The sequence below is a fragment of the Enterobacter sp. I4 genome (genome assembly GCF_022669095.1).
In the GTDB taxonomy this organism is placed as follows: Bacteria; Pseudomonadota; Gammaproteobacteria; order Enterobacterales; family Enterobacteriaceae; genus Enterobacter; species Enterobacter pasteurii.
The window spans coordinates 440,404-457,362 of record NZ_JALBUO010000002.1 but is presented as its reverse complement, the minus strand read 5'-3'; the positions used below and the strand labels follow the sequence as shown (position 1 = coordinate 457,362).

At 57.1% G+C, this 16,959-nt stretch carries 17 protein-coding genes and 1 pseudogene; 11 read left to right on the top strand and 7 right to left on the bottom strand.

The features are described from left to right. Window positions 1-57: 57 nt before the first annotated feature. The 3 genes from dnaJ (at window position 58) to nhaR (ending at window position 3,509) form a co-directional block, all read left to right on the top strand. Window positions 58-1,203, top strand: coding sequence for a molecular chaperone DnaJ (dnaJ, locus tag MOQ06_RS14430; protein WP_148420034.1), 1,146 nt, complete (start codon window positions 58-60; stop codon window positions 1,201-1,203). Between the two features lie 173 nt (window positions 1,204-1,376). After that, entirely contained in the window at window positions 1,377-2,552 is a 1,176-nt protein-coding gene (gene nhaA / locus MOQ06_RS14425) for a Na+/H+ antiporter NhaA (protein WP_176608740.1), read from the top strand. Between the two features lie 57 nt (window positions 2,553-2,609). After that, on the top strand, window positions 2,610-3,509 hold the full coding sequence (nhaR, locus tag MOQ06_RS14420) for a transcriptional activator NhaR (RefSeq protein ID WP_080328999.1): 900 nt from the start codon (window positions 2,610-2,612) through the stop codon (window positions 3,507-3,509). Between the two features lie 58 nt (window positions 3,510-3,567). Here the strand turns inward: nhaR and rpsT are convergent, their stop codons facing one another. Continuing rightward, entirely contained in the window at window positions 3,568-3,831 is a 264-nt protein-coding gene (rpsT, locus tag MOQ06_RS14415) for a 30S ribosomal protein S20 (protein ID WP_003856458.1), read from the bottom strand. A 115-nt stretch (window positions 3,832-3,946) separates the two neighbouring features. On the opposite strand from rpsT, the pseudogene MOQ06_RS14410 reads away from it, so the two are divergent. The 6 genes and pseudogenes from MOQ06_RS14410 to ispH form a co-directional block, all read left to right on the top strand. Then, window positions 3,947-4,152 (top strand): annotated as a pseudogene (locus MOQ06_RS14410) (DUF2575 domain-containing protein); the annotation flags it as partial. A 7-nt stretch (window positions 4,153-4,159) separates the two neighbouring features. Beyond that, entirely contained in the window at window positions 4,160-5,086 is a 927-nt protein-coding gene (ribF, locus tag MOQ06_RS14405; protein WP_148420037.1) for a bifunctional riboflavin kinase/FAD synthetase, read from the top strand. 45 nt (window positions 5,087-5,131) lie between these two features. Then, window positions 5,132-7,948, top strand: a complete 2,817-nt coding sequence (ileS, locus tag MOQ06_RS14400; protein ID WP_242173674.1) for an isoleucine--tRNA ligase — start codon at window positions 5,132-5,134, stop codon at window positions 7,946-7,948. Then, window positions 7,948-8,448 carry a signal peptidase II gene (gene lspA, locus MOQ06_RS14395; RefSeq protein WP_063867426.1) on the top strand — a complete coding sequence of 167 codons (501 nt, stop codon included), beginning with the start codon at window positions 7,948-7,950 and terminating at the stop codon, window positions 8,446-8,448. Before ileS ends, lspA begins: the two co-directional genes overlap by 1 nt. Before the next feature lie 96 nt (window positions 8,449-8,544). Then, window positions 8,545-8,994 carry an FKBP-type peptidyl-prolyl cis-trans isomerase gene (gene fkpB, locus MOQ06_RS14390; protein ID WP_242173672.1) on the top strand — a complete coding sequence of 150 codons (450 nt, stop codon included), beginning with the start codon at window positions 8,545-8,547 and terminating at the stop codon, window positions 8,992-8,994. A gap of 1 nt (window position 8,995) precedes the next feature. Beyond that, a complete protein-coding gene (gene ispH / locus MOQ06_RS14385; protein ID WP_148420040.1) occupies window positions 8,996-9,946 on the top strand; it encodes a 4-hydroxy-3-methylbut-2-enyl diphosphate reductase in 951 nt (316 codons plus the stop codon). 20 nt (window positions 9,947-9,966) lie between these two features. On the opposite strand, the gene MOQ06_RS14380 is transcribed toward ispH, so the two are convergent. After that, window positions 9,967-10,869, bottom strand: coding sequence for a LysR family transcriptional regulator (locus tag MOQ06_RS14380; RefSeq protein WP_242173670.1), 903 nt, complete (start codon window positions 10,867-10,869; stop codon window positions 9,967-9,969). A gap of 92 nt (window positions 10,870-10,961) precedes the next feature. Between MOQ06_RS14380 and MOQ06_RS14375 the strand changes: the two genes are divergently transcribed. Both MOQ06_RS14375 and MOQ06_RS14370 read left to right on the top strand, forming a co-directional pair. Continuing rightward, window positions 10,962-11,603, top strand: coding sequence for an alanyl-tRNA editing protein (locus MOQ06_RS14375; RefSeq protein ID WP_242173668.1), 642 nt, complete (start codon window positions 10,962-10,964; stop codon window positions 11,601-11,603). Window positions 11,604-11,782: 179 nt separating this feature from the next. Then, a complete protein-coding gene (locus MOQ06_RS14370; RefSeq protein WP_242173666.1) occupies window positions 11,783-12,553 on the top strand; it encodes a glucose-6-phosphate isomerase family protein in 771 nt (256 codons plus the stop codon). Between the two features lie 27 nt (window positions 12,554-12,580). On the opposite strand, the gene MOQ06_RS14365 is transcribed toward MOQ06_RS14370, so the two are convergent. Genes MOQ06_RS14365 through MOQ06_RS14345 form a run of 5 tightly spaced genes read right to left on the bottom strand, consistent with a single transcriptional unit; the run spans window position 12,581 to window position 16,885 of the window. Then, window positions 12,581-13,399, bottom strand: a complete 819-nt coding sequence (locus tag MOQ06_RS14365; RefSeq protein WP_242173665.1) for a PTS system mannose/fructose/sorbose family transporter subunit IID — start codon at window positions 13,397-13,399, stop codon at window positions 12,581-12,583. Next, window positions 13,399-14,196, bottom strand: coding sequence for a PTS sugar transporter subunit IIC (locus MOQ06_RS14360; protein ID WP_242173663.1), 798 nt, complete (start codon window positions 14,194-14,196; stop codon window positions 13,399-13,401). Before MOQ06_RS14360 ends, MOQ06_RS14365 begins: the two co-directional genes overlap by 1 nt. Window positions 14,197-14,206: 10 nt before the next feature. Continuing rightward, the gene (locus MOQ06_RS14355) at window positions 14,207-14,701 is read right to left on the bottom strand and encodes a PTS sugar transporter subunit IIB (RefSeq protein ID WP_242173661.1); all 495 of its coding nucleotides are present in this window, start codon (window positions 14,699-14,701) and stop codon (window positions 14,207-14,209) included. A 10-nt stretch (window positions 14,702-14,711) separates the two neighbouring features. After that, a complete protein-coding gene (locus MOQ06_RS14350) occupies window positions 14,712-15,140 on the bottom strand; it encodes a PTS fructose transporter subunit IIA (RefSeq protein ID WP_242173659.1) in 429 nt (142 codons plus the stop codon). A 2-nt stretch (window positions 15,141-15,142) separates the two neighbouring features. Continuing rightward, a complete protein-coding gene (locus MOQ06_RS14345) occupies window positions 15,143-16,885 on the bottom strand; it encodes a class I mannose-6-phosphate isomerase (RefSeq protein WP_242173657.1) in 1,743 nt (580 codons plus the stop codon). Between the last annotated feature and the right edge of the window lie 74 nt (window positions 16,886-16,959).

Genomic DNA, 16,959 nt, shown 5'->3' with positions numbered 1-16,959 from the left:
GGGCGTAGGAGAACTCTCCACGCCCGTGCTCGCATGTTAAGGGGCTTAAAAAAACCAATGGCAAAGCAAGACTATTACGAGATTTTAGGCGTTCCGAAAACTGCGGAAGAGCGTGAAATCAAAAAGGCATATAAGCGCCTGGCCATGAAGTATCACCCGGACCGCAATCAGGGTGATAAAGAGGCTGAAGCTAAATTTAAAGAAATTAAAGAAGCCTACGAAGTCCTGACCGATTCACAAAAACGTGCGGCCTATGACCAGTACGGTCACGCAGCCTTTGAACAGGGCGGCATGGGCGGCGGTGGATTTGGTGGCGGCGGCTTCGGCGGCGGCGCTGATTTCAGCGATATCTTTGGTGATGTGTTCGGCGACATCTTCGGCGGTGGCCGTGGTCGTCAGCGCGCGGCGCGCGGCGCAGACCTGCGCTACAACATGGAGCTGACGCTGGAAGAAGCGGTTCGTGGCGTCACCAAAGAGATCCGTATCCCGACGCTGGAAGAGTGTGACGTTTGCCACGGCAGCGGCGCGAAAGCGGGGACTCAGCCACAGACCTGTCCAACCTGTCACGGTTCCGGTCAGGTGCAGATGCGCCAGGGCTTCTTCGCGGTACAGCAGGCCTGTCCACACTGTCATGGTCGCGGTACGCTGATTAAAGATCCGTGCAACAAGTGTCACGGTCACGGTCGCGTTGAGAAAACCAAAACCCTGTCCGTTAAGATCCCGGCAGGCGTTGATACGGGCGACCGCATCCGCCTGGCAGGCGAGGGTGAAGCCGGCGAGCACGGCGCACCGGCAGGCGATCTGTACGTTCAGGTACAGGTGAAACAGCACGCCATTTTCGAGCGTGAAGGTAACAACCTGTACTGCGAAGTGCCGATCAACTTTGCGATGGCGGCGCTGGGCGGCGAAATCGAAGTGCCGACGCTGGACGGGCGCGTGAACCTGAAAGTGCCTGGTGAAACGCAGACCGGCAAGCTGTTCCGCATGCGCGGCAAAGGCGTTAAATCCGTTCGCGGTGGCGCGCAGGGCGACCTGCTATGCCGCGTGGTGGTGGAAACGCCGGTCGGCCTGAATGACAAGCAGAAACAGCTGCTGAAAGAGCTACAGGAGAGCTTTGGCGGCCCAACGGGCGAGAAAAACAGCCCACGCTCCAAAAGCTTCTTCGATGGCGTCAAAAAATTCTTCGACGATTTGACCCGCTAAACCGCCAGCTGGTTACTATCCTTTAAAGCCCGGAAGTGATTCCGGGCTTTTTTATTTCTGGATTAAATGCTCGGTTAAACTGAGTTTATCTTCAATATTAATCTGTTTTTACCGATTTGTTTGCGCTGATATTATGGTTTTATCGAGGTATTGTTGTAAAAGAGAGAATTAACGTGAAATTACTACACCGTTTCTTTAGCAGTGAGGCATCCGGCGGCGTTATCCTGATAATCGCTGCTGCGGCCGCCATGTTGCTTGCCAACATGGGCATGACCCGCGATCTCTATCACGCATTTCTGGAAACCCCCGTCGAGCTTAAGGTCGGGCCGCTGGAGATTAACAAGAACATGCTGCTGTGGATCAACGATGCGCTGATGGCGGTGTTCTTCCTGCTGGTGGGGCTGGAGGTCAAACGTGAGCTGGTGATTGGCTCGCTTGCCAGCCGTCAGCGGGCGGCGTTTCCGGTGATCGCTGCGATTGGCGGGATGGTGGTGCCGGCGCTGCTGTTCCTCGCGTTTGCCTGGCAGGATCCGATTGCGCGTGACGGCTGGGCGATCCCGGCTGCAACGGATATCGCGTTTGCCCTTGGGGTGCTGGCCTTGCTCGGAAGCCGCGTCCCCGCAGCACTCAAAATTTTCCTGATGGCGCTGGCGATTATCGATGACCTGGGCGCTATCGTGATTATCGCGCTGTTCTACACCAGCGAGCTGTCGATTCTGTCGCTGAGCGTGGCGGCAGTGGCGATTGCGGCGCTGGCGCTGATGAACATCTTTAACGTCCGACGCACCGGTATCTATATTCTGGTGGGCATGGTGCTGTGGACGGCGGTCCTGAAATCCGGCGTGCACGCCACGCTGGCCGGCGTCATCGTTGGTTTCTTTATCCCGCTGAAGGAGCAGGACGGCAAATCGCCTGCCGGACAGCTGGAACACGTGCTTCACCCGTGGGTTGGCTTTATGATCCTGCCGCTGTTTGCGTTTGCCAACGCGGGCGTTTCCCTTGGCGGGGTTACGCTGGAGGGGCTCACCTCCGTGCTGCCGCTGGGTATTATTGCCGGGCTGTTTATCGGCAAGCCGCTGGGGATCAGCCTGTTCTGCTGGCTGGCGCTGAAGCTTAAGCTGGCGTCATTGCCAAACGGGACCTCGTTTAGTCAGATTATGGCGGTCGGCGTGCTGTGCGGTATTGGATTTACCATGTCGATCTTTATCTCGACGCTGGCGTTTGGCGCAAACGCGCCCGAGCTTATCGTCTGGGCGAAGCTGGGCATTCTTATCGGGTCGTTACTGGCCGCGGTGGTGGGTTATACCTTATTGAAGGTTAAGCTGTCCGGACAGGCTGTCCGGGCATAACGGGAGCCGGGAGAAGGGAAGCCTTCTCCCGATCGGCTATCAGGGAGTGAAAACGTGATGTCTCATTTGAACTACAACCATCTCTACTACTTCTGGCATGTCTACAAGCAGGGATCCGTCGTGGGAGCCGCTGAGGCGCTCTACCTGACGCCGCAGACCATTACCGGGCAAATCAAGGCCCTGGAAGAGCGCCTGCAGGGAAAACTGTTCAAGCGGAAAGGGCGCGGGATTGAGCCGAGCGAGCTGGGCGAGCTGGTTTTCCGCTACGCGGACAAAATGTTCACCCTAAGCCAGGAGATGCTGGATATCGTCAACTACCGCAAAGAGTCCAACCTGCTCTTTGACGTGGGCGTGGCGGATGCGCTGTCAAAACGGCTGGTAAGCGGCGTGCTGGATGCGGCGGTAGTGGAAGATGAGCAGATTCATTTGCGCTGCTTCGAATCCACTCACGAGATGCTGCTGGAACAGCTGAGCCAGCACAAGCTGGATATGATTATCTCGGACTGCCCGATCGACTCCACGCAGCAGGAAGGGCTGTTCTCGGTGAAAATTGGCGAGTGCGGCGTCAGCTTCTGGTGCATTAATCCGCCGCCGGAAAAACCGTTCCCGGCCTGTCTGGAAGAGCGCCGCCTGCTGGTGCCGGGAAGACGCTCCATGCTCGGGCGTAAGCTGCTGAACTGGTTTAACTCGCAGGGGCTGAACGTGGAAATCCTCGGCGAGTTCGACGATGCCGCGCTGATGAAAGCCTTCGGCGAGGCGCACAACGCTATCTTCGTTGCCCCGACGCTGTACGCACACGATCTCTATTCAGACGATAAGATTACGGAGATTGGCAGAGTGGATAACGTGATGGAGGAGTATCACGCCATATTCGCCGAAAGGATGATTCAGCATCCGGCGGTGCAGCGTATCTGCAACCGTGACTACTCGGCGCTGTTTACGCCGCCGGCGTTCTGAAGACATAAAAAAACCCGCGTTAAGCGGGTTCTTTCAAACAAGCAACAACAAGTAGCGATTAAGCCAGTTTGTTGATCTGCGCGGTCAGGTTTGCTTTATGACGCGCTGCTTTGTTTTTGTGGATCAGACCTTTAGCAGCCTGACGATCCACGATTGGTTGCATTTCGTTAAATGCGTTCTGCGCTGCAGCTTTGTCGCCAGCTTCGATTGCTGCGTATACTTTCTTGATGAAAGTACGCATCATAGAGCGACGGCTTGCATTGTGCTTACGAGCCTTTTCAGACTGAACGGCACGTTTCTTAGCTGATTTGATATTAGCCAAGGTCCAACTCCCAAATATGATCTATGTGGACAATTCAAAGGCCGAGGAATATGCCCTCTATACCTTCTTTTGTCAATGGATTTGTGCAAATAAGCGCCGTTAATATGGCGACGCTACGTTACGTAGTGATGGCGCAGGATTCTACCAGCTTGTCGTTCGTGAATACAGCTTTTCGGCGTAAAAATCGCAGTTCGCGGGCAGATTTTTTTGCTGTGAAAGGTCAGCGCGATGAAATCATACGGCTTTCTGTTTAGCGTGAACAATCGCCGGTTAACCTTAACCGCTGTACAAGGTATACTTTGGCGATTTTCACTGTCTTGAGCCAGTCATGAAGCTGATACGCGGCATACATAATCTCAGTCAAGCCCCGCACGGGTGCGTGCTGACCATTGGTAATTTCGACGGCGTGCATCGTGGGCATCAGGCGCTGCTGCAGGGATTGCGTAAAGAAGGCGAGGCGCGTGGCCTGCCCGTCGTGGTGATGATTTTCGAACCGCAGCCGCTGGAGCTGTTTGCAGGCGAAAAATCACCCGCACGCCTGACCCGTCTGCGCGAGAAGTTACGTTATTTGGCAGAGTCAGGTGTGGACTACGTCCTGTGCGTACGATTCGATCGTCGCTTTGCCGCACTGACCGCACAAAACTTTGTCAGCGACCTGTTGGTCAGACAGCTTGGCGTGCAGTTTCTCGCCGTGGGCGATGATTTCCGCTTTGGCGCTGGTCGTCAGGGCGATTTCTTGTTATTACAGAAGGCTGGCCTGGAGTACGGATTTGACGTCACCAGTACGATGACCTTCTGCGAGGGCGGCGTTCGCGTCAGCAGCACGGCGGTACGCCAGGCGCTGGCGAATGATGAACTGGATACGGCAGAAACGCTGCTGGGCCATCCGTTCACGATTTCAGGCCGTGTGGTTCATGGCGATGCGCTGGGCCGCACGATAGGTTTCCCGACGGCGAATATACCGCTGCGCCGTCAGGTCTCCCCGGTGAAAGGGGTGTATGCGGTGGAAGTGGCAGGACTGGGCGATAAGCCTTTCTACGGTGTCGCCAACATTGGTACACGTCCAACGGTTGCCGGTGTACGTCAACAGTTAGAAGTACACCTACTGGACGTTGTAATGGACCTCTACGGTCGCCATATAGATGTGATACTGCGTAAAAAAATACGCAACGAGCAGCGATTCGCTTCGCTGGATGAACTTAAGGCGCAAATCGCGCGAGATGAATTAACGGCCCGCGAGTTTTTTGGGCTTTAGAACCGGCTTAACTGCCTACGTGATAAATACGGAACCGAGAATCTGATGAGTGACTATAAATCAACCCTGAATTTGCCGGAAACAGGGTTCCCGATGCGCGGCGATCTCGCCAAGCGCGAACCGGGAATGCTGGCGCGTTGGACCGATGATGATCTGTACGGCATCATTCGTGCAGCCAAAAAAGGCAAAAAAACCTTCATTCTGCATGATGGCCCTCCATATGCGAATGGCAGCATTCATATTGGTCACTCTGTAAACAAGATTCTGAAAGACATTATCGTGAAGTCCAAAGGGCTCGCGGGATATGACTCGCCTTACGTTCCGGGCTGGGACTGCCACGGTCTGCCAATCGAGCTGAAGGTGGAACAAGAGTTTGGCAAGCCGGGTGAGAAGTTCACCGCCGCAGAGTTCCGCGCGAAGTGCCGCGAATACGCTGCCACCCAGGTTGACGGCCAGCGCGCGGACTTTATCCGTCTGGGCGTGCTGGGCGACTGGTCGCACCCATACCTGACCATGGACTTCAAAACCGAAGCCAACATCATCCGTGCGCTGGGCAAAATCATCGGTAACGGACACCTGCACAAAGGTGCGAAGCCGGTGCACTGGTGCGTGGACTGCCGTTCTGCCCTGGCAGAAGCGGAAGTTGAGTATTACGACAAAACCTCGCCTTCAATCGACGTAGCGTTCGAAGCGGTCGATCAGGATGCGATCAAAGGTAAATTCGGCCTGCCTGGCGTAAACGGCCCGATCTCTCTGGTTATCTGGACCACCACCCCGTGGACCCTGCCGGCGAACCGCGCTATCTCCCTGTCCGCTGAGTTCGAATATGCGCTGGTGCAGGTTGAAGGTCGTGCGCTGATTCTGGCGAAAGATCTGGTTGAAAGCGTGTTGAAACGCGCGAACATCACCGACTACGCCGTGCTGGGCACCGTGAAAGGTGACGCGCTGGAGCTGATGCGCTTTAAACATCCGTTCCTGGACTTCGACGTTCCGGCGATCCTGGGCGATCACGTCACGCTGGACGCGGGTACCGGTGCGGTACATACCGCCGGTGGCCATGGTCCTGACGACTACAACATCAGCCTGAAATACGGTCTGGAAATCGCTAACCCGGTTGGTCCGGACGGTTCATACCTGCCAGGTACTTACCCGGCGCTGGACGGTATCAACGTCTTCAAGGCGAACGACATCATCGTTGAGATGCTGCGTGAGCGCGGTGCGCTGCTGCACGTTGAGAAAATGCAGCACAGCTATCCGTGCTGCTGGCGTCACAAGTCGCCGATCATCTTCCGCGCTACGCCGCAGTGGTTCGTGAGCATGGATCAGAAGGGCCTGCGCGAGCAGTCTCTGAAGGAGATCAAGGGCGTGCAGTGGATCCCGGACTGGGGTCAGGCGCGTATCGAATCCATGGTGGCTAACCGTCCTGACTGGTGTATCTCCCGTCAGCGTACCTGGGGCGTGCCGATGTCTCTGTTCGTGCATAAAGAGACGCAGGAACTGCATCCAAACACGCTGGAGCTGATGGAAGAAGTAGCGAAGCGCGTCGAAATCGACGGCATTCAGGCGTGGTGGGATCTCGACGCCCGCGACATTCTGGGCGCGGACGCGGATAACTACGAGAAAGTGCCCGATACCCTGGACGTATGGTTTGACTCCGGTTCAACCCACGCCTCCGTGGTTGACGTGCGCCCTGAGTTCGCCGGTCACGCTGCCGACATGTATCTGGAAGGGTCTGACCAACACCGCGGCTGGTTCATGTCATCCCTGATGATCTCCACCGCCATGAAGGGCAAAGCGCCTTACCGTCAGGTTCTGACCCACGGCTTCACCGTTGATGGCCAGGGCCGCAAGATGTCCAAGTCCATCGGTAACACCGTTTCTCCGCAGGACGTGATGAACAAGCTGGGCGCAGATATTCTGCGTCTGTGGGTGGCGTCTACCGACTACACCGGCGAAATGGCGGTGTCTGACGAGATCCTGAAGCGTGCTGCCGACAGCTATCGTCGTATCCGTAATACCGCGCGCTTCCTGCTGGCGAACCTGAACGGTTTCGATCCGGTGAAAGACATGGTGAAGCCGGAAGAGATGGTGGTGCTGGATCGCTGGGCGGTCGGCTGCGCGAAAGCGGCGCAGGAAGACATCGTTAAGGCATATGAGTCTTACGATTTCCATGAAGTGGTGCAGCGCCTGATGCGCTTCTGCTCCATCGAGATGGGCTCGTTCTACCTCGACATCATTAAAGACCGCCAGTACACCGCGAAAGCGGACAGCGTGGCGCGCCGTAGCTGCCAGTCTGCGCTGTACCATATCGCAGAAGGGCTGGTGCGCTGGATGGCGCCGATCATGTCCTTCACCGCGGATGAAATCTGGGGCTACCTGCCAGGCGACCGCGAGAAGTATGTCTTCACCGGCGAGTGGTACGAAGGTCTGTTCGATCTCTCCAGCACCGAAGCGATGAACGACGCCTTCTGGGACGAGCTGCTGAAGGTGCGTGGCGAAGTGAACAAGGTTATCGAGCAGGCGCGTGCTGACAAGAAAGTCGGCGGCTCCCTGGAAGCGGCAGTGACCCTGTACGCCGAACCGGAGCTGGCGGCAAAACTGACGGCGCTGGGCGATGAATTACGATTTGTCCTGTTGACCTCCGGTGCGAAAGTTGCGGATTATGCCGATGCTTCTGCTGATGCTCAGCAGAGTGAACTGCTCAAAGGACTGAAGGTCGCGCTGAGCAAAGCCGACGGTGAGAAATGCCCGCGTTGCTGGCATTACACTACCGATGTCGGCCAGGTGGCGGAACACGCAGACATCTGCGGACGCTGTGTAAGCAACGTCGCCGGTGACGGCGAAAAACGTAAGTTTGCCTGATGAGTAAAACTCTCTGTTCAACAGGACTGCGCTGGCTGTGGCTGGTTGTGGTGGTGCTGATTATCGATCTGGGCAGCAAGTTCCTGATCCTCCAGAATTTCGCTCTGGGGGATACGGTTCCGCTGTTCCCGTCGCTTAACCTGCACTATGCACGTAACTACGGCGCGGCGTTTAGTTTCCTTGCTGACAGCGGTGGCTGGCAGCGCTGGTTCTTCGCAGGTATCGCAATGGGTATCTGCGTCGTGCTGGCGGTGCTGATGTACCGCTCGAAGGCAACACAAAAGCTGAATAATATCGCCTATGCGCTGATCATTGGTGGCGCACTGGGCAACCTGTTTGACCGCCTGTGGCACGGCTTTGTGGTCGACATGATCGACTTCTACGTCGGCAACTGGCACTTCGCGACCTTTAACCTCGCCGATAGCGCAATTTGTATCGGTGCGGCGTTAATCGTGCTGGAAGGCTTCTTGCCTAAACCGGCGGCGAAAGAGCAGGCGTAACAAACCTGCCCGGCGGCGCTTCGCCTGCACCGGCCTGCGGTTATCGCAGACCCGACAAGCGTAGCGCCGCCGGGCGAAAACCAGCGAGCAATTTGCATGTATAAATCCGTACAGAGCAACAGCGCCCTCCTCGTTCACTTCACGCTGAAGCTGGACGATGGCTCCACTGCTGAGTCCACCCGCAACAACGGTAAACCCGCGCTGTTTCGCCTGGGCGACACCTCCCTCTCTGAAGGCCTGGAGCAACAGCTTCTCGGCCTGAAAGAGGGTGAAAAAAAGGCGTTCTCGCTGGAGCCGGATGCGGCATTCGGCGTACCAAGCCCGGACCTGATTCAGTACTTTTCGCGCCGTGAGTTTATGGACGCGGGCGAACCGGAAATCGGGGCGATTATGCTCTTCACCGCTATGGACGGCAGCGAAATGCCTGGCGTGATCCGCGAAATCAACGGCGACTCGATTACCGTTGACTTCAATCATCCGCTTGCCGGGCGTACCGTTCATTTTGATGTAGAAGTGCTGGAGATCGATCCGGCACTGGAGGCCTGAAATGCAGATCCTGTTGGCTAACCCGCGCGGCTTCTGCGCCGGTGTAGACCGCGCTATCAGCATTGTTGAAAACGCGCTGGAGATTTACGGCGCGCCGATTTACGTGCGTCATGAAGTGGTGCATAACCGCTACGTGGTCGACAGCCTGCGCGAGCGCGGGGCGATCTTCATCGAGCAAATCAGCGAAGTGCCGGACGGCGCTATCCTGATCTTCTCCGCGCACGGCGTGTCACAGGCAGTGCGTAACGAAGCCAAAAGCCGCGATCTGACCGTATTCGACGCTACCTGTCCGCTGGTGACGAAAGTGCATATGGAAGTGGCGCGCGCCAGCCGTCGTGGTGAAGAGTCGATCCTGATTGGTCACGCCGGTCACCCGGAAGTCGAGGGCACGATGGGCCAGTACAGCAACCCGGAAGGGGGGATGTACCTGGTTGAATCGCCGGAAGATGTCCTGACGCTCAACGTGAAAAACGAAGGCCGCCTGTCGTTCATGACGCAGACCACGCTTTCGGTTGATGATACGTCGGACGTGATTGACGCGCTGCGCCAGCGTTTCCCGAAAATCGTCGGGCCGCGTAAAGATGATATCTGCTACGCAACCACTAACCGTCAGGAAGCGGTGCGTGCCCTGGCTGAACAGGCCGACGTAGTGCTGGTGGTCGGCTCGAAAAACTCCTCTAACTCCAACCGTCTGGCCGAACTGGCACAGCGGATGGGCAAGGCGGCGTTTCTAATCGACGACGCGACGGACATCCAGGAAGCGTGGGTGAAAAATGCGGCCTGCGTTGGCGTCACCGCCGGGGCTTCCGCGCCGGATATCCTTGTGCAGAACGTGATTGTCCGCCTGCAGGAGCTGGGCGGTGGTGAAGCCGTTCCGCTGGAAGGCCGGGAAGAGAATATTGTCTTCGAAGTCCCGAAAGAGCTGCGTATCGACGCGCGTGAAGTGGAATAAGCTTTAAAAAATGCCAGTCATCAGGTGACTGGCATTTTTTCATTCAGATAGTTAATCATAGCCCGCATTCTGGCTGGCATATGCTTGTTACGCGTCCACAGCAGCCATAGCTCACCTGAATAGCTGCCGATGAAATTCCACTCCGGCAGAACCTGCACAATTTCCCCATTTTCAAGCGCCTCACGCGCCGTAAACAGCGGTAAGCTTCCGATACCAACATGACGTTTAACCGCGTCAAGCCGCACGCCCGTGTGGTTAGCCGCGTAGCGACCGTGCGTCTGTACCACCTCCGTTTTCCCCTGCAGCGTAAATTTCCAGCGTGAATCGGCCGGGGTTTCACCGAGCGAAATACAGCTATGCGCCAGGAGGTCCTGCGGATGCTGAGGCGTGCCCGCGCGACGAAGGTATTCTGGCGTAGCGCAAATAATATGGCTTACCGGCATCAGCGGTTTTCCGTACAGGCCTGGAGAAGGTGAGTTGGTGATCCGTAAGGCCAGATCGACACCATCATCGATCAGATCCATGTAGCGATCTTCCAGGCGCAGGCAGACGTCTATTTGCGGATAGCGCTCCAGAAAGGCGGGTATCAGCGGATGGATCACAAACCTTCCCACCGCTTTCGGCACGCTCAGTGTGAGCTTTCCCTGCGCAATGGTTTGCAGACTGCTGCCGGAATCTAATGCCTGCTGTGCTGCTTCCAGCATCTCCAGCGCATGTTCATAAACGGATTTTCCGGTTTCGGTAAGTGCCAGCTTGCGCGTGGTGCGGTTCAGTAACTTACATCCCATCTCCTTTTCCAGGCGTGAAACACAGCGGCTGATCGCCGAGGGGGTCGCGCCCGCAATGCGGGCCGCGGTTGAAAAATTACCGTGTTCAACGATGGAAACGAAGGTGGCGAGATCGGGAAGCAGTGCAGGTTTCATTTGTGCATACCAGGCAAGAGTGCATTGTTTGAAAGGCAGATTATCTATGCGTAAGAGATGAATATACTGTCAGGGTACAGAGGAGAACAACCATGACAGAACGACTTTATTACACCAGTGACGCGACAGAAGCCCGGGTGAAGGCGATCCGCTGCACTGAAGAAGCTGATGGCCGCTACGCCGTCGAGCTGGATCAGACGCTTTTCCATCCGCAGGGAGGAGGGCAGCCGGCCGATCGGGGCTTAATCGCGGGGATCGCCGTGGAGAGCGTGAGCCTGCGGGGGGAGCAGCTCATTCATATTCTGGCTAAACCGCTGGCGCCAGGGGAGGTGGAGATTCAGGTCGATAAAAGCGCGCGCGTGCGTCACTCCCGCTGGCACAGCGCGGGCCATTTGATTGGTTATGCCGGCGAGCGATTTGGCTGGCAACCGGTAAAAGCCCACCACTGGCCGGGTGAAGGCCGGATTACCTTTACGGCCAGGGAGCAGCAGGCCTCAGTGCCTGATGCCGGCTCCCTGATCGCCCTCATCAACGGCTGGAAGGCCGACAATCTGCGTTGTTATACCGAAACGGAAGCGGGCAGGCGCACGGTGCGCTTCGGCGATCTTCCGGCCTACTCGTGCGGCGGAACGCACGTTACCCAGCTGGCGGAAATCGGTGAAATGCAGATCTCGGGGATGAAAATAAAAAAAGGACAGCTGGTGGTCACTTACGCCCTCAACGAGCAGGCGTAGCCGGAGTGTGATTAACCCGACAGAGCGGGAGGCTTCACAGGAGGGGAAGCGGTAAATCTGGTAAGCTTGTCGTGTTGTTCTCCTCGGGCCGGAGATAAACATGAAACCTCACATTATTCTACTTACCGCATACCGCCTGTTAGCCTCTGAACGTCACCTCCAGGTACGGGAGGTCAGCCATGCTTAACGTTGGGCTGGATATAACCATCACACATCAGCCGTTGGGCTTTTACTACGGAGGCGACGTTACTGGCCCAATGCCGGAGATCCGAACGCTGGATCAGATCCGCCCGTCGCTGCGCAATCCGGACTGCGAAGGGCCAGAGCAGGTGTATGCCATCGCGATGGACGTGGCGCGCCTGGCGGACAGGCCGGAGCTCGAAAAGCGGATGCTGCTGTTTGGCGTGGTTACCTGCGCCGCAGGCACGCTCGGCGATGAGCCGGTTCGCAGCCAGGGGCACGTTCACCGTATCAGCCAGCACAGCGGCTGGTCGCCGCCAGAGCTGTATGAAATCTGGCAGGGTAAGGCGATCGTCTACATGCAGGAGTTTGTTGATGACGATCCGGGGCGCTGTTTTGCGGTGCTTGCGGGACCGGGTGAAAAAGTGCTTGTTCCGCCCGGATGGGGCCACGCGACCATTTCCGCTTCTCCCGATGAGCCGCTGACCTTCGGCGCGTGGTGTGACCGGGAATATGGCTTCGAGTATGACGCGGTGCGTGCGCGAAAAGGGCTGGCGTGGTATCCCCTGGTTCAGGGCGATCACATTGTCTGGCAGCAGAATAACCACTACAGGCCGGGGCGATTGCAGATGATTACGCCGCGCTGTTACTCAGAGTTTGGTATTACGGATGCGCCAGTTTATCAGCAGTTTATTGACGATCCGGCGCGCTTTCAGTTTATCTCACGGCCGGATAAAACTCCTGAGCTGTGGAATAACTTCCATCCATAAAGAAACCGGGGCATTGCCCCGGCTTTTTTATCCTGCAAACAAACCGGATGCCACGCCCAGCGCGGCGAGTATCAACAGCAAAATCATAGCTTTTACCGGTGACACGCCGCGCTTGGCCATCAGATACCACGTCCCCAGCACCACCGTCAGCGGAAGCAGCTGAGGAAAAATACCGTCCAGCATCTGCTGCACGTGAATGTTAACCCCATCCCGGGTAATGAACTCCAGCCCGGTGCCGAGCTTCACATAGCTGGCCGCCACGCCGCCCATAACGAACACGCCCAGCAGCGAGAGCGCTTCCCGAAGCCGCGTGGATCTGCTGCTGACCAGCATCTCAACGGAGCCTGAACCCATCTGGTAGCCTTTAAGAAACAGAAACCAGGAGCCCGGAACAATAACGGCCAGCCAGGCGACGGTGTAAAACAGCGGGCCGAGGAGATTTCCGCCAGCCGCCAGCGCCATCCCGATGCTGAGGAGGATTGGGATCAGCATTCCCGGTATCATTGAATCGCCGATCCCGGCGATCGGCCCCATCAGCCCTACCTTCAGGGTGTTAATGGTTTCGCCGTCGATAGGCTCGCCGTTGGCTTTTTTCTCCTCCAGCCCCAGCGCCATACCGTTGACGATCGCCCCTATTTGCGGCTCTGTATTGTAGAACGACGCGTGGCGGCGCAGCATCTCGGTGCGTTGCGCCGCATCGGGATACAGTTTTTTTGCCACCGGCAGCATGCTTATGCAGAAGCCGAAGGATGCCAGGCGTTCAAAGCTCATTGAAGAGAGATTGTGCATCATCCACGCCCGCCAGCAGCGGCGCAGGTCCTTGCGGGTGAGTTTACGTTCTTCCATCAGAATTCATCCTCGTCGTCAGGGACAGGCGCTGAAGTTACGGCCCGCGGTGCTTCGGGCTTATAGCTGTAATGAATCAACGCCAGCAGGGCACCGACGATCACCAGCGCGACCATATTGAGCTTCAGAAAAACGATACAGACGAAGCCCACCAGGAAGTAGATGAGCATGGTGTAGCTTTTGATGATTTGCTTAAGCAGGATGGCAATACCGACGGCGGGCAGGATGCCGCCCAGCACGTTCATGGTGGAAAGGACGATGCGAGGGAGGCCGTCCATAAAGCCGCTGATGTACTGCGCGCCGAAAAAGACGGCGATAAAGGTAGGTACAAAGCGCAGCACAAAATTCATCGCCTGCGGCCAGATAACGCTGTTGAGATAAATACCGCGTTCATCGCCGTGTTCCAGCGCCACATCCGCACGATGGTTCCAGAACGAGTTCAGCACCATCATCGCGTTAAAGAGGATGGTTCCGGCGATACCAATAGTCGCCGCCAGCGCGACGGCGACCTCTGGTCCTTTGCCGGAAAGTATCCCCAGCGCAATGGCCGGATACGCCACAAAGTTTAAGTCTGCCGGCATCGAGCCGCCGGGCGTGACCATCGCGATATACACCGCCTGCACCGCTACGCCAATCATGATCCCTGTTTTGATATCGCCCAGGATCAGGCCAACCAGCATGCCTGAGATGAGCGGGCGGGAGATCAGATACCAGCCGCCTGTAAGCCCCAGAAGCCAAGGGCTGCTGAGGGCACCCAGGTAACAGAGCAGGCCAATTAACGCCGCTTCGATAATCATGGTCTGCTCCTTATTTCAGCTTCTGCCTGGCGTCCTGCCAGCTGTAAAAACCGGCGTCGGGAACCAGACGAAATTCAATCGCGTGTCCCTGCCCGGTTAGCCACTCGAAGGCTTCCGCTTCCTCGGCCGTTACTGACTGATTCGGGCCGATGGTGACCGCATTCGCCCGGGCGCTCATCGGCCCTACGTTAATTTTTCCGTTGCTGTTTTTCAGGCTAATGCCTGCCTGCTCTATGCGCCGTAGCGTGACGGGCGATTTGCCGATCACGAAATAGCGCTTCTCGCTGGCAATCACTTTTGGCAGTTTTTCTATGGCCGTTGCCGTATCAAACAGCCACACTCTGGTATCGGAAACGGCGCCTTTCATGACCGACGACAGCAGCGGATCGGCCGCAACGGCATCGTCGATGGCAACGATACCGTCACAGGGCAACTCCCTGGCCCAGCGCGTGATGAGCTGCCCGTGGATCACGCGATCGTCAATGCGTACAAAAGAAATACTCATATGCGGTTCCTTAAAAATCGTCTGTCTGTGCGGTATCTGCCGGTTTCGCCTGTGCCAGCGTCGGCAGCGTGAGTTCGATGAGCTTTGTGGCAGCAAGATGAACATCGCGCGCCATCATTACCTCGTCGGTTTGCAGCAGCATCGGGAAACTGACGCCCGCCACCACGGCAACCGGTGGCTGCGTGAGCGGATCGAATGCAGACTCGCAGGCCACGTTCCACGGCGTGCCGCTTTGCATATCGCATAACACCAGCACGCCGTCGGCGCCGGCGCTCGCCGCTTTCAGTGCGGTGCAGAAATCACGGCGAAAACCCGCTATTCCCCCCTGTTCGCTCAGGCAAACGGCCTGCACGGCAGGAAGGTCGCCGTAAACCATCCGGCCGCTCTCCAGCAGCGCGGCGGCAAGCGGGCCGTGGGTCGCGACAATAAAATGAATCATCGTTAGCTCCTTACCCAGGCTTTAATGGTTGCCAGAGGAGAATTGAAAGAACCGGCTGACGGTGAAATGCGATATTCCCCCACGCTGGCCGGAATAATGAAGGTTTCGGCGTAGTGAACGACAAAGGGTTCAAAAGCGCCGGTAGGGCTGTCGACTATCGCTTCGTCACCCTCTACCAGATTCAGCACATTTACGCCGCCCCGGGTGTGATGCACAACGGGCTCGCTAAACCAGTGGCGGCGCGTTTCGATAAATTCACGCTCGTGCAGGCCGGTGCGCTCCTCGCGCCAGCGCTTTCCTTCCGCGATGGGCTCAAGCTGATTCACCAGATGTTGATGAACCCACTGCGTGTCGCGCTGCCAGTCGATGACCTTCTCGCCATGTTCCAGGTGGACCGGGCGCGGCAGGCCATCCATCCCCAGACGGCCCCAGTCCCACAGTTTGAAGGTGAAGATATATGGCGTAGCGCTAATTTCCAGCACCATGGTACCCGCACCGGAGCAGTGCACCGTGCCGGCGGGGATCAGGAAGTGGTCGTGTTTTTTCGCCGGGATCCGGTTAACGAACCGGGCGTCATCAAAAGGTTTTTCGCCACGCGCTGCACGCCTGAGATCCTCCATCATCGCCTGCGGATCGGTAGCCGTTTTGGTGCCAAGATAGACCACGGCATCGGGCCCGGCTTCCAGAATGTAATAGCTCTCATCCTGGGTATAGTGCATTCCAAACTGCTGCTGGATGTACTCGGTAATAGGATGGACCTGGAAACTCAGGTTCTGGCCACCCATGGTATCGAGGAAATCAAAACGGATCGGGAACTCCGCGCCGAAACGCGCGTGAACTTTCTCGCCCAGCAGAGCGCGCGGCTCAAGCAAGACCAGATCCTGAGAGGGGATCTCGATCCGCACTGCCCCAAAACGCAGTAACAGGCTGTTCTCCTCGGGCACGCAGTCAAAACACCATGCGTAATTGGGTGCAGAGGGATCGAGATCGAATTGCTGTTTCATCCACTGGCCGCCCCAGACGCCGGGATCGAAAAAGGGCACTACGCGAAAAGGCTGGGTGGTGGTCTGCTTAAGCCCGGCGCGAAGGGCCTCGCCGGTAACCATCGCGGGCTGGCTTGCCTGTGTTGTATCCAGTAAAAAATCGGCGCGCCCGAGCAGCGGCGTTTTGTGACGGTCGAAGACTCGCCACTCGACAAAAAAAGCCCGCTTGTAGCGACGAAGCATATCCTCTTGCTGATTCGCTGCCCCCCAGTTTCCCAGCTCGCCGCTGCGCATGCGCTGCTGGATCTCCCAGCGGGGAAGATCGGCGTATACCAGCACGTCGCCGGGGTGAATAAGCGATGCTCCGGGGCCGTAAATCACGATCGGCCCTTCAGCACCCTGGCTCACCTGGGTTTGCTGTGCCTCCAGACGCGCGGCGTCAAAAAATTCAGCGAGATGGTGGCAGGAGAGCACGCCAAAGACGCGATCGTCGGTGAGGTTCCGCGCAATCATCTCATGGATGGCCTGCTCGTCCTGCCGCGCCTGTTCGGCATTAATCGTCAGCGACGGGCGTAGCCGCGGCAGCAAATTGTCTTCAAGCTCGGCCATACGAACGCCCGGGTAGCACTCAATTACCAGTACCGTGCGGCCGTGCTGGTGAATTTTTGCCTCAATGATACGGGCAATCGCCTCCCAGCCTTGCCAGACGCTGTCGTCATAGCCGTGGATCGTCACCGTGGGGAATTTGTCGTAGGTGGTCATCTTGTCCTCCATAATCGTTATCTAAGGTTATTCGATTAACCTGATTTGAGAAGAGTGGTTAACGCGATTAACCC